This is a genomic window from Olsenella sp. SW781 (assembly GCF_012027725.1).
In the GTDB taxonomy this organism is placed as follows: Bacteria; Actinomycetota; Coriobacteriia; order Coriobacteriales; family Atopobiaceae; genus Thermophilibacter.
On record NZ_SJOU01000005.1, the window covers coordinates 106,083 to 131,731 of the forward strand.

22 protein-coding genes are annotated in these 25,649 nt (G+C 65.9%); 10 read left to right on the forward strand and 12 right to left on the reverse strand.

Annotated elements, in window-relative coordinates; translation table 11 throughout:
* The 3 genes from E0L17_RS04350 to E0L17_RS04360 form a co-directional block, all read right to left on the reverse strand.
* Positions 1–1,353, reverse strand: a complete 1,353-nt coding sequence (locus E0L17_RS04350) for a CHAD domain-containing protein (RefSeq protein ID WP_167930028.1) — start codon at positions 1,351–1,353, stop codon at positions 1–3.
* Positions 1,354–1,698: 345 nt separating this feature from the next.
* Complete coding sequence (gene htpG, locus E0L17_RS04355) at positions 1,699–3,723, reverse strand: molecular chaperone HtpG (RefSeq protein ID WP_167930029.1); 2,025 nt, start codon at positions 3,721–3,723, stop codon at positions 1,699–1,701.
* Positions 3,724–3,840: 117 nt separating this feature from the next.
* On the reverse strand, positions 3,841–4,683 hold the full coding sequence (locus E0L17_RS04360; RefSeq protein ID WP_167930030.1) for a spermidine synthase: 843 nt from the start codon (positions 4,681–4,683) through the stop codon (positions 3,841–3,843).
* A 100-nt stretch (positions 4,684–4,783) separates the two neighbouring features.
* Between E0L17_RS04360 and yaaA the strand changes: the two genes are divergently transcribed.
* The gene (yaaA, locus tag E0L17_RS04365) at positions 4,784–5,545 is read left to right on the forward strand and encodes a peroxide stress protein YaaA (protein ID WP_353652948.1); all 762 of its coding nucleotides are present in this window, start codon (positions 4,784–4,786) and stop codon (positions 5,543–5,545) included.
* A gap of 126 nt (positions 5,546–5,671) precedes the next feature.
* Positions 5,672–7,237 carry a TerB N-terminal domain-containing protein gene (locus tag E0L17_RS04370; protein ID WP_167930032.1) on the forward strand — a complete coding sequence of 522 codons (1,566 nt, stop codon included), beginning with the start codon at positions 5,672–5,674 and terminating at the stop codon, positions 7,235–7,237.
* Here the strand turns inward: E0L17_RS04370 and E0L17_RS04375 are convergent.
* Positions 7,234–9,132, reverse strand: coding sequence for a 5'-nucleotidase C-terminal domain-containing protein (locus tag E0L17_RS04375; protein WP_167930033.1), 1,899 nt, complete (start codon positions 9,130–9,132; stop codon positions 7,234–7,236). The genes E0L17_RS04370 and E0L17_RS04375 overlap by 4 nt on opposite strands.
* A 341-nt stretch (positions 9,133–9,473) precedes the next feature.
* Here E0L17_RS04375 and E0L17_RS04380 point away from each other — a divergent pair, with 341 nt between their 5' ends.
* The 5 genes from E0L17_RS04380 to E0L17_RS04400 all read left to right on the forward strand — a co-directional run bounded on the left by E0L17_RS04380 (position 9,474) and on the right by E0L17_RS04400 (position 14,418).
* Positions 9,474–10,226 (forward strand): LytTR family DNA-binding domain-containing protein, encoded by a 753-nt coding sequence (locus E0L17_RS04380; protein ID WP_167930034.1) that lies wholly within the window; start codon positions 9,474–9,476, stop codon positions 10,224–10,226.
* A gap of 67 nt (positions 10,227–10,293) precedes the next feature.
* Positions 10,294–11,589 carry an ATP-binding protein gene (locus E0L17_RS04385; RefSeq protein ID WP_167930035.1) on the forward strand — a complete coding sequence of 432 codons (1,296 nt, stop codon included), beginning with the start codon at positions 10,294–10,296 and terminating at the stop codon, positions 11,587–11,589.
* Between the two features lie 11 nt (positions 11,590–11,600).
* A complete protein-coding gene (locus tag E0L17_RS04390; RefSeq protein WP_167930036.1) occupies positions 11,601–12,227 on the forward strand; it encodes a hypothetical protein in 627 nt (208 codons plus the stop codon).
* Positions 12,212–12,757, forward strand: coding sequence for a LytR/AlgR family response regulator transcription factor (locus tag E0L17_RS04395; RefSeq protein ID WP_167930037.1), 546 nt, complete (start codon positions 12,212–12,214; stop codon positions 12,755–12,757). Before E0L17_RS04390 ends, E0L17_RS04395 begins: the two co-directional genes overlap by 16 nt.
* Positions 12,758–12,888: 131 nt before the next feature.
* A complete protein-coding gene (locus E0L17_RS04400; protein ID WP_167930038.1) occupies positions 12,889–14,418 on the forward strand; it encodes a hypothetical protein in 1,530 nt (509 codons plus the stop codon).
* 59 nt (positions 14,419–14,477) lie between these two features.
* Here the strand turns inward: E0L17_RS04400 and E0L17_RS04405 are convergent, their stop codons facing one another.
* Positions 14,478–14,972 carry a type II toxin-antitoxin system VapC family toxin gene (locus E0L17_RS04405; RefSeq protein ID WP_167930039.1) on the reverse strand — a complete coding sequence of 165 codons (495 nt, stop codon included), beginning with the start codon at positions 14,970–14,972 and terminating at the stop codon, positions 14,478–14,480.
* Positions 14,969–15,343 (reverse strand): type II toxin-antitoxin system RelB/DinJ family antitoxin, encoded by a 375-nt coding sequence (locus tag E0L17_RS04410; RefSeq protein WP_167930040.1) that lies wholly within the window; start codon positions 15,341–15,343, stop codon positions 14,969–14,971. The genes E0L17_RS04405 and E0L17_RS04410 overlap by 4 nt, the downstream gene beginning before the upstream one ends.
* Before the next feature lie 117 nt (positions 15,344–15,460).
* On the opposite strand from E0L17_RS04410, the gene E0L17_RS04415 reads away from it, so the two are divergent.
* The gene (locus E0L17_RS04415; RefSeq protein ID WP_167930041.1) at positions 15,461–17,830 is read left to right on the forward strand and encodes a DEAD/DEAH box helicase; all 2,370 of its coding nucleotides are present in this window, start codon (positions 15,461–15,463) and stop codon (positions 17,828–17,830) included.
* 109 nt (positions 17,831–17,939) lie between these two features.
* Here the strand turns inward: E0L17_RS04415 and E0L17_RS04420 are convergent, their stop codons facing one another.
* Positions 17,940–19,682, reverse strand: a complete 1,743-nt coding sequence (locus tag E0L17_RS04420; protein WP_167930042.1) for an NADH-dependent [FeFe] hydrogenase, group A6 — start codon at positions 19,680–19,682, stop codon at positions 17,940–17,942.
* The gene (locus E0L17_RS04425) at positions 19,676–21,502 is read right to left on the reverse strand and encodes an NAD(P)-binding protein (RefSeq protein ID WP_167930043.1); all 1,827 of its coding nucleotides are present in this window, start codon (positions 21,500–21,502) and stop codon (positions 19,676–19,678) included. Before E0L17_RS04425 ends, E0L17_RS04420 begins: the two co-directional genes overlap by 7 nt.
* A 240-nt stretch (positions 21,503–21,742) precedes the next feature.
* Between E0L17_RS04425 and E0L17_RS04430 the strand changes: the two genes are divergently transcribed.
* Positions 21,743–22,324, forward strand: coding sequence for a hypothetical protein (locus tag E0L17_RS04430; protein WP_167930044.1), 582 nt, complete (start codon positions 21,743–21,745; stop codon positions 22,322–22,324).
* 125 nt (positions 22,325–22,449) lie between these two features.
* Here E0L17_RS04430 and E0L17_RS04435 read toward each other — a convergent pair whose 3' ends face one another.
* The 4 genes from E0L17_RS04435 to E0L17_RS04450 all read right to left on the reverse strand — a co-directional run bounded on the left by E0L17_RS04435 (position 22,450) and on the right by E0L17_RS04450 (position 24,574).
* Complete coding sequence (locus E0L17_RS04435) at positions 22,450–23,295, reverse strand: DegV family protein (RefSeq protein WP_167930045.1); 846 nt, start codon at positions 23,293–23,295, stop codon at positions 22,450–22,452.
* Between the two features lie 51 nt (positions 23,296–23,346).
* Positions 23,347–23,796: a MarR family winged helix-turn-helix transcriptional regulator gene (locus E0L17_RS04440; protein ID WP_167930046.1), complete on the reverse strand. Its 450-nt coding sequence runs from the start codon at positions 23,794–23,796 to the stop codon at positions 23,347–23,349.
* Positions 23,797–23,918: 122 nt separating this feature from the next.
* On the reverse strand, positions 23,919–24,230 hold the full coding sequence (locus E0L17_RS04445; protein WP_167930047.1) for a helix-turn-helix domain-containing protein: 312 nt from the start codon (positions 24,228–24,230) through the stop codon (positions 23,919–23,921).
* Complete coding sequence (locus E0L17_RS04450) at positions 24,230–24,574, reverse strand: type II toxin-antitoxin system RelE/ParE family toxin (protein ID WP_167930048.1); 345 nt, start codon at positions 24,572–24,574, stop codon at positions 24,230–24,232. Before E0L17_RS04450 ends, E0L17_RS04445 begins: the two co-directional genes overlap by 1 nt.
* A gap of 437 nt (positions 24,575–25,011) precedes the next feature.
* Here E0L17_RS04450 and E0L17_RS04455 point away from each other — a divergent pair, with 437 nt between their 5' ends.
* Entirely contained in the window at positions 25,012–25,596 is a 585-nt protein-coding gene (locus E0L17_RS04455; RefSeq protein ID WP_167930049.1) for a hypothetical protein, read from the forward strand.
* Positions 25,597–25,649 lie beyond the last annotated feature (53 nt).

Genomic DNA, 25,649 nt, shown 5'->3' on the forward strand with positions numbered 1-25,649 from the left:
CTAGTCCTCCCCGTCCTTCTTCCCATCATCGTCCCGGTCCTCGTCGGCACGGCTGTCCGCCTCCAAGCGCTCGAGCCCCGAGGTGATCGCGGAGACGATCTCCGCCTGGTCGCGGCCGACGACGCCGAGGTCGGCGCGCACGCCGCGGAAGCGCGGGCTCTTCGAGTACTCCTCGGCGAGGCGGCGGTTGCCCCAGGCGTCCGAGAGGGCGCCCAGCTCGCGCTGGATCTCGTCCATGTACTCGCTCATGACGGCGCGGTCCGGGCCGAGCACGGCCCCCAGACGCTCCGCGACGTAGTGCATCTCCTTGGCGTCCCGGCGCGCGGAGTAGACCGCGTCGCCGTCGCGAAGGTCAAGGCCGAAGAGGTCCTCGTCAAGCTCCGCAAACTCCGCGTCGAAGTGCCTCCTCAGGTCGTCGGCGGAGAGCCCGCGCTCGGAGACCTTCGACTTCCAGCCCACGTGTGCGAGGTCCTTGGCGATCTTGACGAGCTGCTTGCCGGAATGGCGCTTGCGCATGAGCGTCACCAGCGAGGCGCACTCGAGCGAGCGCTCCTTGGCGCACGCCATCGGAAGGAGGCTGTTGTCGCCGAGCTCGCCGCTCTCAACGAGGCCGTCGACGCTCTGGGAGAGGATGTCGAGGGCGCGCAGGTGCGCCGAGGCGACCTGCAGCTCCTTGAGGACGTGCTCGCAGCGGCGGTTCTGCTTCTTCGTCTGCCACGGAGCGATGAACTGCAGGAGCGACCTCATGCGCCTGAGGCCGATCCTGAAGCGCAGCAGCCCCTCGGGGTCCTCCGGCTTGGCGAGAAACGCCTCCGAGAGGGCAACGAGGTCGCGTGCCGCGCCGCCGATCTCATGCTCGACGATGGCAAGCTCGTCCCACGTCCGGGTCTCGGGGCCGGCGACGAACCACAGGAGCCTGCCCGTGCCGGAGAAGCCCTCCGGAAGCGCGATGGCCGCGGCCGCGCCCTTCCCAAAGCCGGGGGAGCCGCCCAGAAGCCGCGCCGAGAGCTGGTCGACGAAGGGCGCATGCCCGACGGCGATCACGACCGGCCCCTCGGCCTCCGAGAGCTCGGCGAGAAACGCCGAGACGTCCTGGGCATAGAGCGAGTCGTGGACCTCGATGTCCTCGGCGTCGATGGCGTCGGCCACGATCTGTGCGGTCTCGAGCGCGCGAATCGCCGGGCTGCTCCACACCGCCGCCTCGACGTCCTCCCCGAGCAGGGCAAAGGTGCGCGGGTAGGCCGTCTTGAGGGAGCGGGCGCCCGAGGCCGTGAGCCTGCGGTCGAGGTCCGTTCCCGAGGCGGACGTCGCCTCGGGGTCTCCGTGCCGAACGAGAACCAGCGTCTTGACCATGTGTCCCCCGTCCTTCGCTGCCAACGACTTTTCAGCATAGCCCTTAGCCGTTCGCCGAGTTCTCGGCTTCGGGGAGCGGTTTTCAGAGATGTGACACGGCTGGCTGACCGAGGGGGCGCTGCGCGAGGCGGGGCCGTGGCAGAGGTCCGAGAGCGGGCGTTGACAGAAATGGGGCCGTGGCAGTCCGACGGCTGCCACGGCCCCATCTTTCACAACGCACCTCAACAAACGCGCAGGTCGAACCTTTACTGTCCTGCCATAACCCCGCATCTCCCAACGCCCGACGGTGCGCGATTGCCACAAGCCCCAATCACGCAACGCCGGGTCCGCGCGGAGATGACGCGCCTACATGAGCTCGCAGACCTGGGTGGCAAAGGCCACGGGGTCCTCGGGCAGGATGCCCTCCACGAGCAGGGCCTGGTTGTAGAGCAGGCCCGCGTAGAGCTTGACCTTCTCGGCGTCGCCCGCCTCCTGAGCGGCGCGGAGCTTCTCGAAGACCGGGTGCTTGGCGTTGACCTCGAGCACGCGAACGGCCTTGGGGGCCTCACCGGCCTCGGGACCGGCGGCGAGGACCTTCTCCATCTCAAGGGAGAGCGGGCCCTCGGAGGTGATCACGGCAGGCGCGCCGTCGGCGGCGAGGCGCGTGGACACCGCGACCTTCTCGACCTGGCCTGCCAGCGCGTCCTTCATGGCGTCGAACAGGCCCTCGTTTGCCTTGGTGGCCTCCTCGGCCTCCTTCTTCTCCTCGTCGCTCGCGAGGTCCAGGTCACCGGAGGTCACGTTCTTGAGCTCGACGGTGCGGTCCTCGACCTCGGGCTCGGCGCCGTCGGCCACGGCCTTCTCCGCCGCCTCGCGCGCGGCGTCGTCCCCGTAGACCTTGGGCAGGCCCTTTGCCGTGAAGTCGCGCATGGCCTGGAAGCAGAACTCGTCCACGTCCTGCGTGGCCAGGAGCACGTCGTAGCCCTTGGCGAGGACGGACTCCACCACGGGCATCTTGGCCAGGCGCTCGCGGTCGTCGCCGGCGGCGTAGTAGACCGCCTTCTGACCGTCCGCCATGGCGGCCACGTACTCCTGGAGCGTGACCATCTTCTGCTCGCGCGCGCTCCAGAACAGGAGCAGCCCCGCAAGCTCGTCCTTCTTCATGCCGTAGCTGGAGTAGATGCCGTACTTGAGGCCGCGGCCGAAGTTCTCGAAGAACTTCTCGTATGCCTCGCGGTCGTTGTCGCGCATGGCCTCGAGCTCGGAGGTGATCTTCTTCTCGATGCGGCGCGCCATGGCCTGGAGCTGGCGGGTCTGCTGGAGCGTCTCGCGCGAGATGTTGAGGGAGACGTCGGAGGAGTCCACGACGCCGCGGACGAAGTTGTAGTAGTCGGGCAGGAGGTCGGCGCACTTCTCCATGATGAGGACGTTGGAGCTGTAGAGCTCGAGGCCCTTCTCGTAGTCGCGGCTGTAGAGGTCAAAGGGCGCCTGTCCGGGGATGAAGAGCAGGGCGTCGTACTCGAGCGTGCCCTCGGCGTGCAGGCTGAAGGTGCGCGCGGGGTCCACCCAGTCGTGGAACGTGGACTTGTAGAACTCGGCGTACTCCTCGTCGGTGACCTCGGAGCCGCGCTTCTTCCAGATGGGAGTCATCGAGTTGATGGTCTCGAGCTCGGTGTAGTCCTCCCACTCCGGCTTGTAGTCGTCGCCGGCGTCCGCGGGCCTCTCCTTCTCGCGGCTCTTGGTCACGAACATCTGCACGGGATAGCGCACGTAGTTGCTGTACTTCCTGATGAGCTCGCGGAGCTTCCACTCGCTGAGGAACTCGTCGTAGTTGGCCTCCTCGGCGTTCTCCTTGAGGGTCATGACGACGGAGGTGCCGGGCTCGGAGCGCCAGGCGGGATCGTCGGCGGCGACGGGCTCGATCGTGTAGCCCTCCACGCCGTCCGAGGTCCAGCGGTTGCACTCGTCCGAGCCGTACGCGCGGCTGATCACGCTGACCTCGCGCGCCACCATGAAGGCGGAGTAGAAGCCCACGCCAAAGCGGCCGATGATGTCCACGGCGTCGCCCTGGGCCTCGGCGTTGGCTGCCTTGAACTCCTCGGAGCCGGAGTGGGCGATGGTGCCGAGGTTCTTCTCCAACTCCTCGGCCGTCATGCCGATGCCGTTGTCGGAGACGGTGATGGTGCGCGCGTCCTTGTCAAAGGCCACGTTGATGGCAAGGTTTGCCTGGTCAACCTGCACGGAGCTGTCCGTAAGGCTCTTGAGATAGAGCTTGTCGATGGCGTCCGAGGCGTTGGATACCAGCTCGCGCAGGAAGATCTCGCGGTTGGTGTAGATGGAGTTGATCATGAGGTCGAGCAGCTTCTTGCTCTCTGTCTTGAACTTGCGCATGCGGCGCTCCCCTTTCGTGCTGCGTTGTTGAACGAGGGGTAGTGTACCCGTTTTTAGATAATCTCAGTCTGGAGCGCTTAGATATATAAAAAGAAAAGAGGGCCGGCCCTCCGGCGTCTAGTCGAGAAGAACCGGCCCGAGGAAGTCGGCGTCATAGGGGATGGCATCCCGCAGGCCAAGAGGCCCGTCAGAGGCGGCGACGAGGTAGTTGTCCTCCCCCGCGTGGTCGTCATCCGTGGCAAGCGCCACCTCGACATGCGAGAAGACCGTAAGCGACGTTGCCACGAAGGAGCGGAGGAAGCTGACGTCGGAACCGCCATCGCGCGAGACCACGTTGGCGAGAAGAACCCCTCCGGGGGCGAGCGATCGCCGGGCGGCGCGCAGGGCGTCCACCGTGGCGAGCGAGCGCACCGGATCCGCGCCGACGAAGGCGTCGAGCACCACCGCGTCATAGGGGCCCGCCCCACGTTCGAGGAGCGCCCGGCCGTCGTCGCATATGACGCGCAGGTCCCCGCCGTCCGCCCGGGCCCGGGCGATGGCCTCGTCGAGAAAGAACCACCTGCGCGCGGCGCCGATGACCGCGGGGTCTATCTCCACCACGTCGGTCCTGACCCCCGGGTGCCCGGAGGCGACCATCTTGGGGAAGGCAAACCCTCCCCCGCCGACAGCAAGGACGCGACGAGCGTCGGGGCGCAGGTCAAAGAGCCGCCCGAAGGCGCGATAGTACTCGAAGACGGGCTCCATCCTACGGTCCCCGAGATAGGTCGCAGACTGGTAGACGCCCCCGCAGCGCAGGACGCGAACGCGGGCGCCGTCACCCCTGATGGTGTACACGAGCGCAAGACCGCCCATGGTGCGGACGACGTGCGGGTCGAGCATCCGGACGCGAACGGCCGCGCCGAGCGCCGCGATGGCGGCGACCGTCGCCGCGACGAACCTTGTGCGCCTCCACCCGCCCATGCGACCCCCGTCCCGCGAGATGCCTCGCGACCATGATATGCCGCGCAACCTCCCCGCTGCTAGAATCTCCCCGAAACGCACGTGCCTGACAGGAGGAACCGTGACGCTCAGGATCATCACCTCCCCCGCGAAGAAGATGCGCGTCATCGACGCGTCGCCTCTGCCCCGGAGCACGCCCGCCCTCCTCGGGAGGACGAGACTTCTCCTCGAGGCGCTCCGCCGGCTCTCCCCCGCGGAGGCGCAGGAGCTCTGGGCGTGCAGCGACCGGCTCGCCGCGCTCAACTACGACCGACTGCGGTCCATGGACCTCGATCGCGGCCTCACGGCGGCCGCCGTCTCCTACGAGGGGATCCAGTATCAACACATGGCCCCCGAGGTGATGACCGAGGGAGAGCTCGCCTGGCTCGACGAGCACCTGCGCATCCTCTCTGGCTTCTACGGCATGCTGCGCCCGCTTGACGGCGTGACGCCATATCGCCTGGAGATGCAGGCCCGGCTGGCCGTCGGCGGCGCGCGCAACCTCTACGAGTTCTGGGGGCCGACGCTCCATGACGCCCTCGCCGCAGAGTGCGACCTCATCGTCAACGTTGCCTCGGTCGAGTATACCCGCGCCGTCACGCCTTGGATGCGCCCGGATGGCCCCAAGATGCTGACCTGCCTCTTCTGCGTGGAGCGCACGGGACGCCTCCGCCAGCCGGCCACCGAGGCCAAGGCGGCGCGCGGCACCTTCATCCGCTGGTGCGCGGAGCGGGGAGTCCAAGATGCGGCAGAGCTTGCCGCGTTTTCCGAGCGCGGCTACCGACTCCGCGCCGACGACTCGGACGAGCAGACGCTCGTGTTCGTCCGGGATGCCTCGGCATAGGGCATGCCGGCCGTGCAATTAGCGGGATAGTGCGAAAAGACGGCCCCCTGACTGCACAGCCGCACCCCATGCGAACGCCGATCTGACGCGTATGATTGACCCACGAGGGAAGGAGGCGGGAGCGGAATGACGAACATCGACGCGCTCATTCAGCAGATCCTGGCGGCAAGCCGGGCCAAGGGCGGGCGCGCCGTCACCGGCACCAGAACCTACTCCGACGAGCCCATCCTCATGCGCGGCTCGCAGCTCAGAAGCTACGTCCCCGACGAGATACGGCAGATGCGCGCGCTCGCACGCCGCCCCGAGGCCAGGTCATGGTCCGAGGCGCGCCTCTTCGTGGAGCAGGCCCGCCTCATGGAGGACTACGCGGACGACTGCCCCTTCGCCGGAACGTTCTCGAGTTACTTCCCGACCTACGACGCGATGGATGACCGACAGCTCAGAGGTTACTTCACCTGGCGCACATGCGTACGCGGGGGCGACATCCAGCAGACTTCGACGTCGTTCGCGTTCGTATACGTCTACGAGCTCCTGAACGGCATCGGCGTCGATCCCGGGGAGCGGGGGTTCCGCGCCATCGAGGCCTTCTGGAGGGCATACCGTGAGTTTGAGCCGAGCCTCGACCGCTACGTCCACCCCTGGCTCGTTGACTACGCCGCCTACCACGCGCTCGACCAGCGGCTCGTGCTCCCCTACGCCAACTCGGAGCACGACGAGGCGGTCATGGCGCTCATGGACGCCGAGGCCGACGTCCTGTCCCGGCCGTCCGAGGCCACCCATGGCCGACGCCGCTCCCCCGCGAGCTTTCCTGCCGACCCAGACGACGACCAGAAGCTCTTCTCCGCCCTCGACCAGCTCTCGACCTATCGCCCCGCCGGCTCGCGCCTCTACCACGACAGCCCCGACGACCTGCGGGCCGTCACCTGTGCCGTCTTTCGGCAGCTCGTGCGCTACTACCACACGGGCCGCAAGCAAGACCTCGTGGAGTCGCTCTTCGGCACGCGGCAGACGATGCCTCACCTCATGTTCGCCTCGGCGGTGTTCTATCCCGCCGGACGGCATGAGGACTGCGTCTACGACCTTGGCAAGACCAGGCGCTACGAGTGCAGAAACGGCCTCTGGACCTGCACGGCCCTTCATGACGGGGGCGGGAGGAGCGCCAAGCTCGGCCAGATTCTCAGGGCCGTCGACCGACAGCTCCGCGATTCGCTCGACTACCCCCACCCCCTCAAGGAGCACGGGGACCCCAAGTACCTCACGAAGATGATCGAGCGCGTGATTGCGGAGTACCTCGCATGGAGGCGAGCGCACGAGCCGCGGCATGTGGAGATAGACCTCTCAAAGCTCGCGGACATCCGCTCCGCCGCCGCCGAGACCCGCGAGGCACTGCTAATCGACGAGGAGCGCGAATCGGGGGCCGCCGCGGGGCTCGTGCCCACGACAGCGCCCGAGCCCGCCCCGACGCAGGCCGAGAAGAGCAGAGCGCTTGGCCTCACCGCCGAGGAGCTGTCCCTTCTCGACGCCCTCCTCGCCGGTCAAGCGCCGCAGACGGCGTCTGCCGACCTGCTCGTCGATGCCATAAACGAGAAGCTCCTCGACCTCGTGGGCGACGTCGTGGTCGAGTTTGACGAGACGGGGACGCCCCGCCTCGTCGAGGACTATGCCGAGGACGTGCGCGAGGCGCTTGGCTAGCGACGGCCACGCCCCCGGCAAGCCGCCCGCCCGCGCGCCATCATGCCGGCGCACACCAGCCCGGAGCCCCCAAGCAGCGCCATGACGCCCGCCAACGAGCCCGAATCTCCCGTGGCGGGAATTGGCTCGGCAGAGGGCCTGGTCGCCGGTTTGGCAGCGGGCCCCTGCTCCGGTCCGGCCTCGGAATCGGCGGGTCCGGGCTTCTGCCCCGGGTCCGCGGGGCTGGGGGTGGACTCGGGGTCCACGGGCTCGGGGTCCTCCGCGTCAACGTAGCTCACCGTACCGGAGAGCTCGTAGACCCGGTCCTCCCAGCCATCCTGCCCAATGAGGGCCCTCAAGGCCTGCTCGCAGGTGCCGAAGTCCTGCACCGCGGTCAGCGTGGCAAAGAGCGGGTAGTCGTCGCATCCGGGCAGGTAGCTGTTCATGGCCACGGTGTAGGCGCGCTCCGGGTCAAGCGTCTCCCCTCCCATGGTGATGGAACGGATGCGCTCGCCCTCGGGCCTGGACCAGTCGATCTCCATCGTGGCGCCGCCGCTCACGAGCACGCTGCCGCTGTTGTCGGGCCAGGTGTAGGCCATGGGATCCTCGCCGGCCTCAAGCGCCTCGAGCTGCTGCGCCAGCACGTCGCGGCACCGGGAGCTGATCTCGAGCGAGGTCTCCAGCACGTCCAGGATCTGCTGGCCCGTCATCTGGTACGTGGAGAGCGTGTTTCCGTACGGGGAGATGGACACGAGGTCGCCCTTGGTGACGGTCCCCTCGGGCACGCCCCCTCGGATGCCTCCCGCGTTCTCGAAGGCAAGGTCCGCACCAGTTGCCGCAAGATAGGAGGCGGTGATCACGTGGCCGATGGGGGTGTCCTCGGTGCGCACCATCTCCCAGCCTCCGGGAGCGGGGATGTCGTAGTCCGCATCGGGGTACGGATAGGCCTGGGAGCTCTCCCCCACCGCCTCCTCGAGCACGCCCTCGTTCTCGGCCATGATCTGCATCGTGAGATCCGTGATGCCGGCGTCCGCGATGGCAGCGAGGCTTGTCGAGGCATGCGGCGTCTCCTCGTGACCCGTGACGGAATAGGTCCCGTCCTCGGCGCGGTCCACCGTGAGCTCCAGCTCCCCCACGTAGCCAATGTGCGAACCGGCCTCCGCCACCGGGACCTCGCGCCCATCCTCGCTCGTCACCACATCATCGATAAGGACGTGCTCGTGACCGGCGATGACCGCGTCGATGCCCTTGCTCTCCTGCGCAAATTCCTGCGGGTCCGCGTTGTGGGTGATAACGACCACCAGCTCACAGCCCTCCTGGGAACGCAGCTCCTCCGCAAGCTCGTTGGCATAGGTCACGGGGTCGGCAAACGTGAGGCCCTCGACGTTGTAGGAGGGAGTGGAGGTATAGAACGCCTCGTCAATCACGCCGAGCACGCCCACCTGGATGGTCTCGCCGCCCTCCAGCTCCACGTCCTCCACGAGGTAGGGCGTCGAGAAGTACGGCGCGCCGTCTGCGCCCAGCACGTTGGCGGCGAGCACGGGCACCTGCTCGGAGAGCGTCAACAGCTGCTCGGAGCCATAGCTCCAGTCATGGTTGCCGGGCGTGGTGGCATCGTAGCCCGCTGCTGCCATGAGGCGCGCGATGCTCGTGCCGTTGGTGATCGTGGCAAAGGAGTCGCCATGGAAGGTGTCCCCGGCGTCGAGCACGAGGTCGGCATCGACTGACCGAGCAAGGCCCGCGACGGCGGCATAGTAGCCCACGGGCGCCCCGGACTCGTCGGTGAAGCCGTAGCCGCCGTGCGAGTCATTGGTGTGGACGATCGTGACCGTTCCCGCCTCATCGGCGAGCGCGACGGCCGGCGGCGCCGCAACGGCCGCGGTCAGCGCAACCAAGAGCGCCGTCAGAATGCCCAAGCCTCTTCTCGTAATGTCCCTCATGCAGCCAGCCTCTCGTTCGATAGCCAGAACTCAGCAGGGTCAAACCTACGCCTCATCCTCAGCACGGTGTCCTTCTCGTCACGAACACACCCCACCAAAGAACGAAACAACGCCACGCCCGCCCATGCGATAGGACGACGCCCGCGCGGCTGAGCCGCTTTCCAACGCATGCCGCATGGCACGCAACGAACTGGTTGCTAAACTCTTCTCCATGCGTGAAAAGAGCGCGGGCACACCGCAAACGAGATTCGACTGCCAGCGAGCACGAGCGAACGGTCAGCCAAGAGCGCCCATACGCCAGCGAGGGAGGTGCGGCCATGGAGGGCACAGCAGAGAGGGACGAGCTTGTTGGGCGCGTGAGGGACAGCGTCCTCGGGGTCTTTGTCAACGAACGAGCCGCTTTTCTCGAGCTTCTGGACGAGAGGAGCGTGCTCGTCTCCGCCGGCTCCAAGGTCTTCAACGGGCGCTCCGCATACGAGTGCTGGCCTCCCAACCCACCCGGCGTCCGCGCGCGCAACGTAACCTTCAGCCCCCTCTACACCAACCGTCCCGACGAGGCGATCGTGGCCGGGACCTATCTCCTGAGCGGACCGTGCATAGACGGCACCGTCAGGCAGCGCGTCACCATTAACCTGCGCCGCGTGGACGATGACTGGAAGATTTCCCTCGCACACTTCTCAAACGAGTGGCCGAGCCGCAGGCCCGACGGCGAGGCGCAGCAGATGACCGAGAGGCGCACCCCAGGACGGCTGCAGCTGCGCGCCGAGGGCGGGATCGTCTTCGTTGACCCAGAGGAGATCGTCTATGCCGAGTCGGCAGGAAAGCGCTGCGTCGTGCATCTCAGGGATCGCACCGTGACCGCAGGCGTGCTCCTCAGAGAGCTCTGCGAGATGCTGCCCGACCAATTCGTGAGGACGAACCGGTTCTATGTGGTCAACGTTCGCTACGTCCAGGGCGTCGGGCGCGAGGGCATCCTGTTCTCCACCGGGGAGACCATCCCCATCCCGGAGCGGCGTGTCAAGGAAATCCAACTTGAGATCGCCAGCACCGTGACGCGCACCTTTGGATAGTCCCATGGGAACCCTTCCTTAACCGAACATGTGTGCTAGACTGAATCTTCCACAGGGAGGAGGGCACATGACAGGCGCACCGAGGGTCCCCAAGCGCATAGCGGCGGTCATCATCAACTCGCTCAAGGGCGGCGTGGTGCCGCGCATTGGCTTGCCCTACATCACCGTGGGCCGCGAGCGGGAGATCCAGGCGCTCCTGCACGACCTCGACCTCGTGGCGGACGGCGGCGCGAGCTTCCGCTTCCTCGTTGGTCGCTATGGCGCGGGCAAGAGCTTCCTCCTGCAGACCATCCGCACGCACGCGATGGGCAACGACTTCGTGGTGGCGGACGCCGACCTCTCCCCCGAGCGACGACTCCAGGGCGGGCAGGGCCAGGGCCTTGCCACCTACCGCGAGCTCATCCGCAACCTCTCCACCAAGACGCGCCCCGAGGGCGGCGCGCTGGCGCTCGTGCTGGACCGCTGGGTGGCGGCCCTGCGCGAGCAGCCGGACGCCGAGGCGGCGCTCGCGGCGCAGCTCTCCCCCATCCAGGAGCTCGTCTGCGGCTTCGACTTCACGCAGGTCCTGCGCCTCTACTATCGCGCGAGCCTCGAGGGGAACGACGAGGCACGCGCCGGCGTGGTCAAGTGGCTGCGCGGCGAGTTCCGCACCAAGACCGAGGCTCGCGCGGAGCTGGGCGTCAACGCCTGCATCACCGACGACACCTGGTACGAGTACCTCAAGCTCTTCGCGCAGTTCCTCGTGGGCGCCGGCTACCGGGGCCTCGTCGTCCTTATCGACGAGCTGGTGAACCTCTACAAGATTCCCAACGCCACCTCGCGCCAGTACAACTACGAGAAGATCCTCACCATGTACAACGACACGCTCCAGGGCAAGGCGCACCACCTGGGCATCATCATGGGCGGCACGCCGCAGTCCATCGAGGACCGTCGCCGGGGCGTCTTCTCCTACGAGGCCCTGCGCAGCCGCCTCACGCAGGGGCGCTTTGCGAGCGCCGGCCTCGCGGACATGCTCGCGCCGGTCATCCACCTGGAGCCGCTCACCTACGAGGAGCTGCTCGTGCTCATCGAGAAGCTCGCGGACATCCACGCCGGCTACTTCGGCTACGAGCGCACGCTCACCGAGGAGCAGCTCGTGAGCTTCCTCAAGGTCGAGTTCGGCCGCGTGGGCGCGGACACCCACCTCACGCCACGCGAGGTCATCCGCGACTTCATCGAACTTCTCGACATCGTCTGCCAGAACCCGGGGGCGGACGTCGACGCGCTCCTCAAGACGGACGCGTTCTCCGGCGCCGTGGCCGCCCCCGTCGCCGCCGCGGGCGCCCAGGACGTGGACGCCGCTTTCGCTGAGTTCACCATCTAGGCGAGAAGAGCATGGCTGAGATCATCGTCCGCAACGTCATTGGATTCCTCGTTCAGATCGTGCCCGCCGCGGCCCTGTGTCTCATGCCGTTTAACGGGAGGTTCCGATGCGGGGCGAGGCGGGCATGGCTCATGGCGTCCCTTGTCGTCGCAATCGGCCTCGTACCGTTCCTTCTCGTGGCCGTCTCGCCGCTCATCGTCCCCGGCGGAGTTCCCTTCGAGGTATACAACCCGCTGCAAAACCTTGTTTTTCTCGTTACCGTCAGCGCGCTTTTCATGCTTTACCTGCGCGTCGTTGATGCCGAGACGGCACACAAGGTCTTTGTGTTCTCGGTCGTCATGCTCTACGGCTTCCTGGTGACGTCCACCTCATCCAATGTCTCGCATCTCCTGGGGTTTGCGGAGCAGAGCGACGGCTATATGTACTATCCACCACGCCTTGCGGTTCTAGCGCTGACCAACATCGTGTTCTTCGGCGCCATGGGGCTCGTAATGCGCTCGGTCAAGAGAGCGTTCTCCGCGAGCGTCTCCCCTCGACTGTGGCTACGCATGGCGCTGTTCCTTCTGGGAATCGTCGCCACCCTGCTTGTAGGGCGTGGCTGCCCCCGCTCGACAACGAGGGAATGTACTTTACCCTGAGCTTCGTGGTCGTCATAGACAGCGTCGCCCTCGTCTGGTGGATGCTCCGCGTCATCCGTGAGGTGAGCGAGCAGGCGCAGCGTCAGGCGACGCTCGAGCAGGCGCTGCGCGAGCACGACCATGCGCGAAAGGAGCTCGAGAACGAGCTGTCGCTTGCGCGCGAACGCATGACGCAGCTCGAGCGGGCAAATGAGCCGACGTCTGAGGAGACACCCGTCGTGCTCTCCACGCCCAGCCAAGCGGTAAGCTTCATGCCCGACGACATCACGTACGTCGACTCGCTCAATCGCGTTCGCGCCATCCACTTTGGAGACGGCGAGTCCATCCAAATGAGCATGACGCTCGCACAAATCGCCGACGCTCTACCAAAGGACCGCTTCGCCTACTGCCATCGATCCGTGGTCGTCAATCTTCGCCACGTGCGTGCTCTGGGCGCCAGCGACCTCGCACTTGATGACGGGACCGTGCTCCCCGTCAGCCGTCGACGGATGGCGGAGCTACGCGAGGCGCTGGGCAAAACCCAGGGCTAACACCCTACCATTCGGTTGCCATATCGACCGTTCGGTCGAGGAGTCTGCAGGAGGGGTTATGTTTGCACGACACCCTCTCCGAAAGGCATGCCATGAACTGTCGCACTCCCGCAAGACACCGCCCGAGCAACATGCTCCTCGCCCTTGTCATAGCAGCGCTCATCCTCATCGCAACGGTCTTCGCCCTGCCCGCGAGAGCACGGGCGTGGGAAGCGACAAGTTTTGATGTGACCGGAGGCGTGGAGGACGTTGACTACTACTTCGATTATTCCGAAACGCTCTGGATCACCTCGACTAAGCAACTCACCATTCGCTCGCTGAATAATAACAACGCTGACCACATCGCCATTGACGCCGGATCGCCCGATAATCCTGCTCGCCTAGTGTTCGACGGAGTCAATTTTAGTTCCTCGCATCGTCCCATCACCATTCAACCCGGACGAGGACTTGAGATTACCCTCGCGCCGGACAGCTCAAACTCTCTCTTCATTAAGGAGTCCTATGCGCGCGAGGCAATCTGCCTCAAGGAAGGCTCCTCACTCACCATCAAGAGCGATTCCAGCAGCCCGGGCTCACTCAACGTCGGAGCGGACGCCTACGCAACGGCCCCAGTTATCGGTGGCTCCGACTGCTCGATTTCTCTCGAAGGTGGACTCATTAATATCTACACCCTCGAGCCTTTAAACCCACTGCTTACCACAGATGCCGACGGCGGGACCTCAAGAGTCTCGATAACGGGAGGCTGCTTCGCGACAAACGCCGAAGAGGCTGTGGCGGCCAACTCAATCTACGGCATCACGCCCGCCGACGGCTATATCGTTGTCCCCAACCCCGACCCCATCACGTCCACTACCTACCCCGTGCTCGTGAACGATGAAAGCCTCTACAGGAAGGCATCTCTCGAGCTTGCTCAGGACGCCATGACCATATTCGACGGGCATGCAGTCGAGGCCGCTGACGTCGTGTCCAAGGCGAGCTATGGGACCGAGGCAATCAGCCCCAATGAGCTTTCTTTTTCCTATGCTCCCAAGGAGTCCGATGAGTTTGTTAAGGGGCTCCCCCAAGATGCGGGCACATACCGCGTTCGCGCGAGCGCTCCACAGAAGAACGTCGAGGGTGTCTGGTATGCCCCTGCCTCCGCAGAGACCACCCTCACTATCAAGCCTGCCCCGCCGACATATAGAATTGTCAATCAGATTCTTAGCATCTCAGCTACCCTCGCAGAGGTGGAGACCCCTGTCGCCGCCGGCGGAGTTACGCTGGCCGACGGCACAATCGAATCGGTGGGAGGAACCCTCAACTGGTACTCCGACGAGGGACACGTTGACGCGCTTTCAGCCGACGCGCAGCTTATCACGCTTGCCGAGGACGGATTCGTAACGCTGTGGTGGACCTTTGTCCCCACTTCTGCCAACTATGACACCCTCATGGGGAGCACCGTCATCGTGCTTGAGAAGCCAACGGCACCCGAGCAAACCACCACGCCTCCCACAGGGAACTCTGACGGGTCGACAGACCAAGGTGACTCTACACCCATCTCCGACGAGGCCGTTCCCGCAACTGGCGACGCAAGCACATCTGGCGCCCTTCTCGGTTGCACGGGCCTTGCGCTTCTCGGCATAGGCCTCAACTGGAGAAGCCGCTCACGTCACGTGGCGTAACGAGCTGACACACCAGAAACTGCCACCCACGTCGTCCCTCTCGACGTGGGTGGCATGCTTTAGCGTGAGCGCATCTCGAGCACCTTGCACATGTCGGACGCACTCAGCGCTGCCACGGGACAGTGCCGCAGAAGCTTCTCGTCATTGGTCACGAGGTAGTCGACCTTGCCGCGCATCGCCGCGGCGATGACAAGATCATCCTCGAAGTCCCCGTGCAGGGCGCGCTGCTTGGAGGCGACCCACACATCCGTGTGGTCCAGCGGGACGGCGCAGGCGACTCCTTGCATGTTGTTGACGCACCCCCACGCCGTCACCGCAGCCGCTTTGGCGGCCGACTCGGAGAGCGTCCCCGTCGCGGCTCGCTCGACGTTTTTGTGCTCCGCCGCAATCATATAGAAGACGTCCTTGATAGACGGAACGGCATATGCGAGCGTCTGATTATGCTCGACCGCATGCTCTATGAGCCGACGCGCCTTCGCGCTACCCCTTCTCCACGGGAGATAGTAGTCAAGCCAGACGTTGGTGTCCAAGAGCATCGCAAGTCGCTGGCTCATGCGTCCAGCCCCCTCTCGTGCAGGCGCTCGATCAGCGTCTGCTCCCTGAGCTCCTCGTAGGGGAGCCCCTCAAACCCCTCGGGCACCGCCATGCCGCGCGCGGCCAGTGATTGCGAGACAATCGTTGCCCCCTCTCGCGCCAGGGCGAGCTTACGGTCTCGCTCGATAACCTCGTCCGCTGCAAACTCGTCGGGCGCCCTAGATATGAGCTCCCTGATCTTCTCGGGCCGGTCCGCCAGCTCGGCAAAGCGCTCCCATAGAGCCCGTATCGCCTTGGTGGGCGTGAGTCCGGCCTTTGCAAGGGCAGAGTCACCAGAAGCCTTGAGTCCGGCGTCTATGCGTGCGTTAATCTGGGCAGATGATGCGTCCATACCGCTCCTTTCAATCGTAAAGCAGATGCTAGCATATTCGTCTAGCATCAGTTAGGCCACTTTCTTGCAATCAGAAACATTTGTTCGTATACTGGTCCCACCGAAGGGAGGGTCATCATGGGCGTCTTCGACCGATACGCGCCGTTCGTGCAGGACTTCATCTATGCGCACGAGTGGGAGAGCCTGCGCGGCATCCAGGTGGCTGCGGGCGAGGCGATCTTCGACACGGACGACCATGTGCTGCTGTGCGCCTCCACGGCGTCGGGCAAGACCGAGGCGGCCTTCTTCCCCATCCTCTCGGAGTTCTGGGAGAGCCCTCCCGCATCGGTGGGCGCGCTCTACATCGGGCCCACCAAGGCCCTCATCAACGACCAGTTCTACCGCCTCGAGGAGCTTTGCGAGGAGGCCGACATCCCCGTCTGGCACTGGCACGGGGACGTCTCCTCCTCGCACAAGGCCAAGCTCATGAAGCGCCCGTCGGGCATCCTGCAGATCACCCCCGAGTCCCTCGAGGCGCTCCTCATGCGCCGTCACGCCGCCGTTGCCAAGCTCTTCTGCGACCTGCGCTACATCGTCATCGACGAGGTGCACGCGCTGCTGCGACAGGACCGCGGCGGCCAGTGTCTCTGCCTCATAGAGCGGCTGGCGAGAATCGCGGGCGTCCGTCCGCGACGCATCGGCCTCTCCGCCACCATCGGCGACCCCGAGGCCGTGGGCGCGTTTCTTGCCACCGGCACCGGGCGCGACTGCGTGATACCTCGCGTGGATGAGCCCCCGCGCACCTGGCGCATCTCGATGGAGCACTTCTACAACACCGACCCTCAGGCAGACGAATCAGAATTCCTGACAACGAGAAGGGAAGTCGAGGCTGACGTCCTCGCAGTCGAAGCCGAGAGGACCACATCAGAGGGCCGGGGGTTATCCCCGCGCGCAGTTCTGCAGCCCGAAGGGCGAAGCTGTCTGAGCACGGAGGTAACGCCCGCCCCTCCTGAGGCACCCACGGACCCGGCGCCGGCGAACGCCGACCCGGGCATCGGCTACATCTTCGAGCACACGCGCGGGCGCAAGTGTCTGATCTTCTCCAACTCCCGCGAGGAGGCCGAGGAGGTCTGCACGACGCTGCGCGCGTACTGCGAGTTCAACGGGGAGCCGGACCGCTTCCTCATCCATCACGGCAACCTCTCCGCCGCCATTCGCGAGTCGGCCGAGGAGCAGATGCGCGACGACGCCTCGGACGTGAGCATCGTCGCCACGTCCACGCTCGAGCTGGGGGTGGACATCGGGCGGCTTGAGCGGGCGTTCCAGATTGACGCCCCCTTCACCGTCTCCAGCTTCCTGCAGCGCATGGGCCGCACGGGACGCCGGGAGCGGCCGCCCGAGATGTGGTTCGTCATGCGGGAGGACCAGCCCGAGCCCCGCACGCTCCTGCCCGAGACCATCCCCTGGAAGCTCCTCCAGGGCATAGCGCTCGTACAGCTCTACCGAGAGGAGCGCTGGGTGGAGCCCCCGCGCCTCGACCGGCTGCCCTACAGCCTGCTCTGCCATCAGACGCTCGCCATTCTCGCCTCGGAGGGCGAGCTCTCCCCCGCGCAGCTCGCAAGCCGCGTGCTCACGCTCACCTACTTCCACCGCGTCTCCACCGACGACTTCCGCGAGCTTCTCCGCCACCTCATCCGAAATGACTACGTCGAGCAGACCGAGGGAGGCGGCCTCATCGTGGGCCTCGCCGGCGAGCGCGTCACGAACTCCTACAAGTTCTTCGCCGTCTTCCAGGAGAACGTGGAGTACACGGTGCGGTGCGACTCGACGGAGATCGGCACCCTCTGCGCCCCGCCGCCGCCCGGCGAGAAGGTCGCCATCGCAGGGCACGTGTGGATCGTCGACGAGGTGGACCACGAGCGTCACCTGCTCTACGTGACCCAGGTCAAGGGCAAGGTCCCCGCCTACTTCGGCGAGGTGGCCGGGGACGTGAACACGCACGTGCTCGAGCGGATGAGGCGCTCCCTCGAGGAGCACGCCGCCTATCCCTACCTCATGCCGCACGCCCGCGCCCGCCTGCGCCAGGCGCGCCACGTCGCGGAGGCCTCCCGCCTCACCGCGGGCCCCCTCGTCTGCCTCGGCGAGAACGAGAGGGAGCAGACCATGTGGTGCCTGCTTCCCTGGCTGGGGAGCTACGCGTTCTTGGCGCTCGAGCGCCTCATCAAGATCAAGTGCGCCGACGAGCTCGGCATCAAGGCGTTCAGCTCGTCTCGCCCCTACTTCATCACGTTTGTGATGAAGGCGGACGAGCGCACGTTCCTCTCGGTAGTGAAGGACGCCGCGGAGCGCCTCACGGACCCGATGGAGCTGCTCTACCCCGCCGAGGTCCCCTACTTCGAGAAGTACGACGAACTCGTTCCCGAGAGCCTCATTCGAAAGGGCTTTGCCGAGGGCGTGCTGGACGTGGAGGGCATGCGGGCCCGCGTCGCGCAGTGGCCCCTCGCATAACCCAAAGGCGGCTGTCCCTTTTGCCTCATAGGCGCACAAGAGAGGGCCCGAGCCGCGGGGGTAGACGGCTCGGGCCCAAGCGTGGAAAAGGGACTGTCCCTTTTCCACGTTAATGCATGGACCAGGCGTGGTGGTCGGTGTGGAGGAGCTCCTCCGCGAGCTCGGAGTTGGGCTCGCCCAGGAAGTCCTTGTAGATGGCCTGAATCGCGGGGTTCTCGTAGGAGTTGCGCAGCTTCGCCCTGCGGTCGAGGCCCCAGAGGACGTCGCCGCGGACGCCCGCCAGCTCCTCGCCGTCGTGGATGGGCTGGCCGCCGCCGCCCGCGCAGCCGCCGGGGCAGGCCATGACCTCGACGAAGTCGTACTCCACGGCGCCCTCGGCGATGGCGTCGAGAAGGAACGCGGTGTTGGCGAGGCCATGGACCACGGCCACGCGCACCGGGGTGCCCGCGAGGTCGAACGTGGCCTCCTTCCAGCCGTCGAGGCCGCGGACCTCGGAGAAGGCATCGGGACGCGGGGTCTCGCCGGTCACCACGTGATAGGCGGTGCGCAGCGCGGCCTCCATGACGCCGCCGGTGGCGCCGAAGATGACGCCCGCGCCGGTGGCGGTGCCGAGCGGCTGGTCGAACTCCTCCTCGGGGAGCGTGGTGGCGTCGATGTGCTCGGCACGGATCATGCGGTCGACCTCGCGCGTGGTGAGCGAGACGTCAACGTCCGGGTCGCCGCAGGCGTCGTTCATGACGGGGATGGCGACCTCGTGCTTCTTGGCCGTGCACGGCATGATCTCCACGCAGAAGATCTTGTGCGGGTCGATGCCCTTGAGCTCGGCGAAGTAGCTCTTGGTCACGGCACCGAACATCTGGCCCGGGGACTTGGCCGTGGAGAGCTGGTCGGTGAGCTCGGGGCGAACCGCCTTGACGTAGCGCACCCAGCCCGGGCAGCAGGAGGTGAACATCGGGAACGTGTTCTTCTCGTCAGTGGGATCCTCCGCGCGGTGCGCGAGCTTGTGCAGAAGCTCGGTGCCCTCCTCCATGATGGTGAGGTCGGCCGAGAAGTCCGTGTCAAAGACGTAGTCCACGCCCATCTGGCGCAGCGCGGCCACGAGGCGGCCGACGGTGGCCTCCTCGCGCGGGAGTCCCAGGCTCTCGCCCCAGGCGGCGCGCACGGCCGGCGCGATCTGCACCACGACGACCTTCTCCGGGTCGGCGAGCGCGTCGAAGACCTTCTGGGTGTCATCGCGCTCGCGCAGGGCCCCCGTCGGGCAGTGCGTGATGCACTGGCCGCAGAGGGTGCAGTCGGACTCCTGGATGGTCATGCCGCCGCGGACGTTCACGCTCGTGTGCGTGGCGCGGTTGGCGAGGTCCCAGACGCCGAGCCCCTGGATCTTCTCGCACACCTGGATGCAGCGCAGGCAGTTGATGCACTTGTCGTTGTTGCGGATGAGCGGGAAGCTCTTGTCCCACGGGTCGTGCATGAGGCGCTTCTCGTAGGGCAGCTCGGTGATGCCGAGGTCGGCCGCCAGCGACTGCAGGGTGCAGTTGCCGGAGCGCACGCAGCTCGTGCACTCGGAGTCGTGCGTCGCGAGCAGGAGCTCCATGTTCATGCGGCGCGCAACGCGCACCTTGGGGCTGTTGGTGCGCACGACCATGCCCTCGAGCACGGTGTTGTTGCAGGCGGCGACGAGCTGGTCGATGCCCTCGATCTCAACCACGCAGACGCGGCAGGCGCCGATCTCGTTGAGGTCCTTGAGGTAGCAGAGCGTGGGGATCTTGATGCCCACGGTGGCGGCGGCGTCGAGGATGGACGTGCCCTCGGCCACGCTCACGGCGCGGCCGTCGATGGTGAGGTTTACCACTGCTCGATCCTCCCCCCGCGGAACGCGCCAAAGCCGAAGTGGTCGCAGCGCAGGCAGCGGGATGCCTCCTGGCGCGCCTCCTCGTCGGTGAGGCCGTTCTCGACGATGTCGAAGTCGTTGATGCGCTCGGCGGCCTCGCGCTCCCGCATCTCGCAGCGGGCGCAGGAGATCTTGCCCTTGAACTGCACGGGGGGCAGCTCCACGTCAAGCTCGATCTGGTGGTTGTAGCCGAGGTAGTTGTCGATGTTGCCGGCAGCGACCTTGCCCGCGTTGATGGCGCGGATGACGGTGGCCGGGCCGCTCTGGCAGTCGCCGCCGGAGAAGAGGCCGTCCTGGCCGGGCACGGCGCCGTCGGAGTCGGTGACGATGCGGCCCCACTTGCAGGGCACGCCCTGCTCCTCGAAGGTCGCGGAGTCGATGTCCTGGCCAATGGCCACGATCACGCGGTCGCACGGGACCACGATGTCGCCGCCCTCTGCCGCGCGCGGCGCGGGGCGCCCGCGCTTGAGGCCGCCGATGATCTGCGGCTCGACCTTAAGGCCGACGACGTGGTTGTTCTCGTCGACGACGACCTCCTTGGGGGCGTTGAGGTCCATGACCTCGCAGCCCTCGGCCTCGGCGCCGGCGATCTCCTCGTCCTGGGCCGTCATGTCGGCCACGCGGCGGCGGTACGCGATGATGACCTTCTCGGCACCCAGGCGCACGGAGGTGCGGGCAACGTCCATGGCCACGTTGCCGCCGCCGACGACGGTGACCGTAAGGCCCTTGAAGTCGGGCGGGTTGTTGTCCCCCATGTCGCGAAGGAGCTTGACCGCGGACATGACGCCCTCGGCGTCCTCGCCCGGAAGGCCGAGCTTCTTGTCCGCGTGGGCGCCGATGGCCAGGTAGACGGCGTCGAACTCCTCGCGCAGGCGGTTCATCTCCTCGCCGTCCACGCTGTGGTTAAGCTCGACGTCGATGCCGCAGTCGAGGATCCACTGGATCTCGGAGTCAAGCTGCTCGCGCGGCAGGCGGTAGTTGGGGATGCCGTAGCGCAGCATGCCGCCGAGGTGCGCGCGCTGCTCGAAGATCTTGACCTTGTGGCCCATGAGGGTCAGGTAGTAGGCGCAGGAGATGCCCGCCGGGCCGCCACCGATGACCGCGACGGTCTTCTTGGTGGGGGCCTTGATGATGGGGCGGTAGTCCCCGGCGTGGTCCACGGCGTAGCGCTTGAGGCCGCGAATGTTCATCGGGTCGTCCACCATGCCGCGGCGGCAGTGCATCTCGCAGGGGTGCTCGCAGACGAGGCCGCAGACCAGCGGCAGCGGGTTGTCCTTGCGGATGAGGCGCACGGCCTCGGTGTAGCGGCCGGCCTCGACGAGCGCGATGTAGCCGGGGATGTCCACGCCGGCCGGGCAACCGGAGACGCACGGCACCGTCTGGTGCTGCGAGAAGCCGCAGGCGTGCTTCTGCACGTGGTGCTCGAAGTCGTCGCGGAAGCCGCGGATGGCCATGAGGGCCACCTCGCCGGCCTCGTAGCCGATCGCGCAGTCGCTCGAGAGATACACCGTGCGGGCGGTGGACTCGATGAGGTCGAGCGTCTCCATCGTGGCGCGGTTGTTCAGGACGTCGTTGAACAGGTGACGCAGCATGCGCAGGCCGTTCCTGCACGGCGTGCACTTGCCGCAGCTCTGCGTCGCGCACATGGCCACGTACGAGGCCGTGAACTCGACGGGGCACGGAGCGAGCGAGCTCACCGAGAGGCGCTTCTCGAGCATCTCGTGCATGCTCGACATGATTGCCTGGGTCTCGCTCTGCTCCATGACGTGCATTCTTGCCATAGGCCCTCTCCTTGCACATCGGGGAGTCGTACGCGCCGGGTCCCCTCGACCTCGGCACAGTATGAGAAATGTTAGTCAACGTCCCGAATCATTACGCAACGTAATCGGTGAGGTGTCCGTTTGGTTACGCGGACGGCACCCTGCCGAGCCATTTCCCCCACCCGCCGTACGCAGGCTCATAGCTGAAAGAAAGCTGATACACTCCCGCCAAGGAAGGCAACGAAGGGAGATGGGAGCGTCATGAAGAACCGGGTCCTAAAGGTGCTGGTCTGCTCGATTGCCGCCGTGCTCGCCCTGGGCGCGGGCCTTGCGCTGGGGGCGTGCTCCGGCCCCAGCCCTGAGGAGCTCATCCGCGAGGACCTCGCGGCAAACCTCGACCGCGTCAAGGAGCTCGATGACGCCACGGTCGAGGAGCTCGTCGGCAGCATGGGCACGATCGGCCTCGAGGACTATGGCATCGAGGCATCGGACGTGGTCACGTCCCTGCTCGACGGCTTCGACTACACGATCGATGACATCGCGGTCGACGACGAGGGCACGAGTGCCGTCGCCTCGGTAACCGTGACCTGCAAGTCCGCGGCCGACTTCAACGAGCAGATCGAGCAGGCCGCGGCCGACCTCATGACCGAGCTGATGGACGACCCGTCCGGCCTGGAGCTGCTCGGTGACACGGAGGCCCTCAACGCCCGCATCGGCGAGGTCATCATGGAGACGCTCGACGGGGTCGAGCTCCAGCAGACCCCAATCGAGATTGGCTACTCCAAGACCGACGAAGGCTGGGCGGCAAGCGACGCCACCGAGCTCGCCCAGATCTTCTCGTAGTCGCTCGCGTATGCCACCGGCGTCTGCCGCTTGCGCCACTGGCGTCAGGTTTATTTGGCACGCGGGCCGCGTGCCAAATAAACCTGACGCCAGTGGCGCGACGCAGACGGAACGAAACGACGTATCTAGTTCGCGCGGAAGAAGGCGAGCGCGATGGCGTTGGGGCCGACGTGCGTGCCGATGGTGGCGCCAACGGAGGCGATGGGCAGATCCTCCTCGGCGACCTTGCCCTCCCAGATGGCGCGGTTGTCATCGAGGTACTTCCTCAGCAGCTTCTGGGAGAGGCCCGTATAGCCCAGCAGGACCGGCATCGTGAAGTCGATGCCGTACTTCTCGACCTGCTGGTGCAGCTGGTTGCGGCCGTTCTTGGAGCCGCGCGCCTTGCCGAGCATCACGACCTCGCCGTCCTCGACCCCCACCACGGGCTTGATGGAGAGCAGCTCGCCGATGGTGCCCACGCTCTTGGGGATGCGCCCGCCGCGCTTGAGGTACTCGAGCGTGTCCAGGAGCGCGAGCAGACAGACGCGGTCGGCGGCGGCGGTCAGCTCGTCGGCGATCTGCGCGGCCGATCGGCCCTCGTCGAGGAGCCTGAGCGCATAGAGCACGAGCAGGCTCTGCCCGATGGTGACGTTCTTGCCGTCGACCACGCGGACCTCGGGATAGTCCGCCGCAGCCGTGACGGCGCTCTGATAGGTGCCGGAGAGCTTCGAGGAGAGCGTGATCACCACGGCCTCGTCGCCGGCGGCGCGAACGTCCTTGAAGATCTGCTGGTAGGCGAAGGGCGTTGCCTGGCTCGTCTTGGGCAGCTCGTCGCTCTCGATGAGCAGCTCGTAGAAGCGGTCGTTGGTGAGGTCGACGCCGTCCGCGTAGGTGGTGGTCCCAAAGGTGATACCCAGGGGCACCACGGTGACGCGAGGGTCGACCTCGCCGGGAAGGTCGATGCCGGAGTCGGTGATGATGCGGACGGCCATGGTCGTTCCTTTCTCTGCCCCTGGCGAGCCGTGCCCGATCTGCCCTCGCGGCTAGTCGCGCGCGAAGGTCCTCAGGCGCTCGAGGATGTGGTTGAGGGAATCGTACATCTGGAGGCGCTCGCGGAAGGCTAGCTCCCCGCCAGCCTCGTCAAGCACTCGGTGAATGATGTCGTCGAGCGGACGCGCGGCCTCGCGGCCCTTCTCGGTGAGCGTGATGGGGGCGCGATACCGAGACGCCTCCTCGTCGGAGCCCCCCACCTCGACGAAGCCGTCCTCGGCGAGGTGCGCCACGGTGCGAGACATCGCCGCGCGGCTCACGTCCACCATGCGGGCGAGCTCGGCGGCGGTGAGGCCCTCGGGATGCTTGACCAGGTAGTAGAGGCACATCACGTCCGAGCCGCGGAAGCCGAGCCGTCTGGCCTCAGCCGTCTTGATGCGCTGGATCTCCTTGTTGAGGGCGCTGATGATTCCCACGAAGTCCTCGAAGCGCTGCTCGGTCACGCCAACTCTCCCCCGTCAGGACCTCCCGGCCCATGCCGACGATGTTAACCAATCAACATTATGGGCGAGAAGGACGGGGCATCAACCGAGGTCACGCGATATCCACACGGCATCATGCCTTCCTACGTGTTCGTGGAATCCGCGCGCGTAGGGTCAACAAAGCTGACCGAGAGGACTTTTCCAAGGCCATGGGCAATCTTTCTCAGTGACTTGAGAGTGGGCGCAACCGCCCCCGTCTCTATCCTGCTCAAAACACGCTGGTCCATTCCAGACGCACGCGCGAGCTCCACTTGACTCATACGTTTGCGGGAGCGGGCGCGGACGATGGCAAGCCGAATCTGGAAGTCCTCCTCACCGGCCTCCCATTCCTTACGAAAGTCAGCATCCTCGAGCTGATGGGCCAACTCCCTCTCAAAATCGTCCATCTCTCCCATCATCCGCACCTTTCTAAATAATCTGCCCTCAGCTTCTGGGCCCTCTCGATTTCGCGCGAGGGGGTCTTGCGCGTACGCTTGAGAAAGCCAGTTGTGATTACGATTCGCTTCCCTGCAAAGAAGAAAAAGACGCTCCTCCCCTGCAGGCCTCCCGCCTGCGTCCTCAGCTCAAACAATCCGTTGCCCAGCGACTTTGTATCCGGCTCCCTCAGGCGGGTCCCCTCCAGCCTGAGCAGCTGGACCGACCTGAGGGTCTTAGCCCTCATAGACGCAGGCAATTCTCTCAGGTACTTCTCGAAGGGACACTCACCAGACTCAGACCGAAAGAACTCAATCTCCCACATCGAGCACCTCCACTTTACTACTTACAAGTAGATAAAACAACGAGGGCGGCAGGGCGCGCACTGCATCAATATCTTGAGTTGGGATTGTTCGATTATCGAACATTTGTTTGTATTAGTCAAGAGGGATTGTTTCGTCCGAGAAAACACCCTTGCGCGCAGGACGTCAGGCGCGTATTGTGACGCCAAGCACAGGGACGCCTTCGGGCCGAGCAGAGAGAGGGGCGCCAAACATGAGTCGCATCGCACGCACGTCCATGAACTGGTGGTGGCGCAGCCTCTCCGCGGTCGGTCGATCGTGAGTCTTCTGCGCCGAAAATAGCGCTTGAAGGGCTCCCGGGAGACCGGGGGCCCTTTTTTCGTGGCCACGAGGGGGCCCACGCCGCCCGGGCGCCGGAAGCGCCCAACCCGAGAAGAACCCCCTCCAGAAAGGAACCGCCATGTCCCAGAACGCCTCCGGTCAGAACGCCCAGCCCGTCGCCCGCACCGTCGCCGCCGCCGACCACGGCAAGCTCGACATCCAGGCCCTCGTCCTTCTCGCCGTCCTTCTCGCCGCCGGCTTCATCCTCAACTTCACCGTCGGCAAGGCGATCTCCGGCATCTCGGGCGGCCTCATCAGCCCCGAGTTCATCATCTCCGCCTTCTGCCTCACCATCCTCGTTGTCCGTCCCAACGTGGGCCAGGCCCTCGTGATCGGCCTCATCTCGGCCGCCGTCATCCAGATCACCACCACCTCGCCCTTCATCGACTTCGCCGCCGAGGGCATCGCCGCCATGCTCATGGCCCTCATCGTCCGCGTCGGCATGGGGAGCGGCGCCAAGAAGGCCATCCCGCTCATCGGCTCCTTCGTCACCACGGCCGTCTCCGGCGTGATCTTCATGCTCATCAAGATCGCCATGGTGGGCGCCGCCGGCGAGCTCGCCGCCGCCATGCTGCCCGTGGTCCTGCTCACCGCCGTCTTCAACGCCGTTCTGGTGCAGGCCCTCTACCTTCCCATCAGGAAGGCCCTCAAGCTCGCCGACTAGTGTGACAATGTCATGGCAAACGACCCCGTCACCTTTGTCAGTAACTGAAAGGC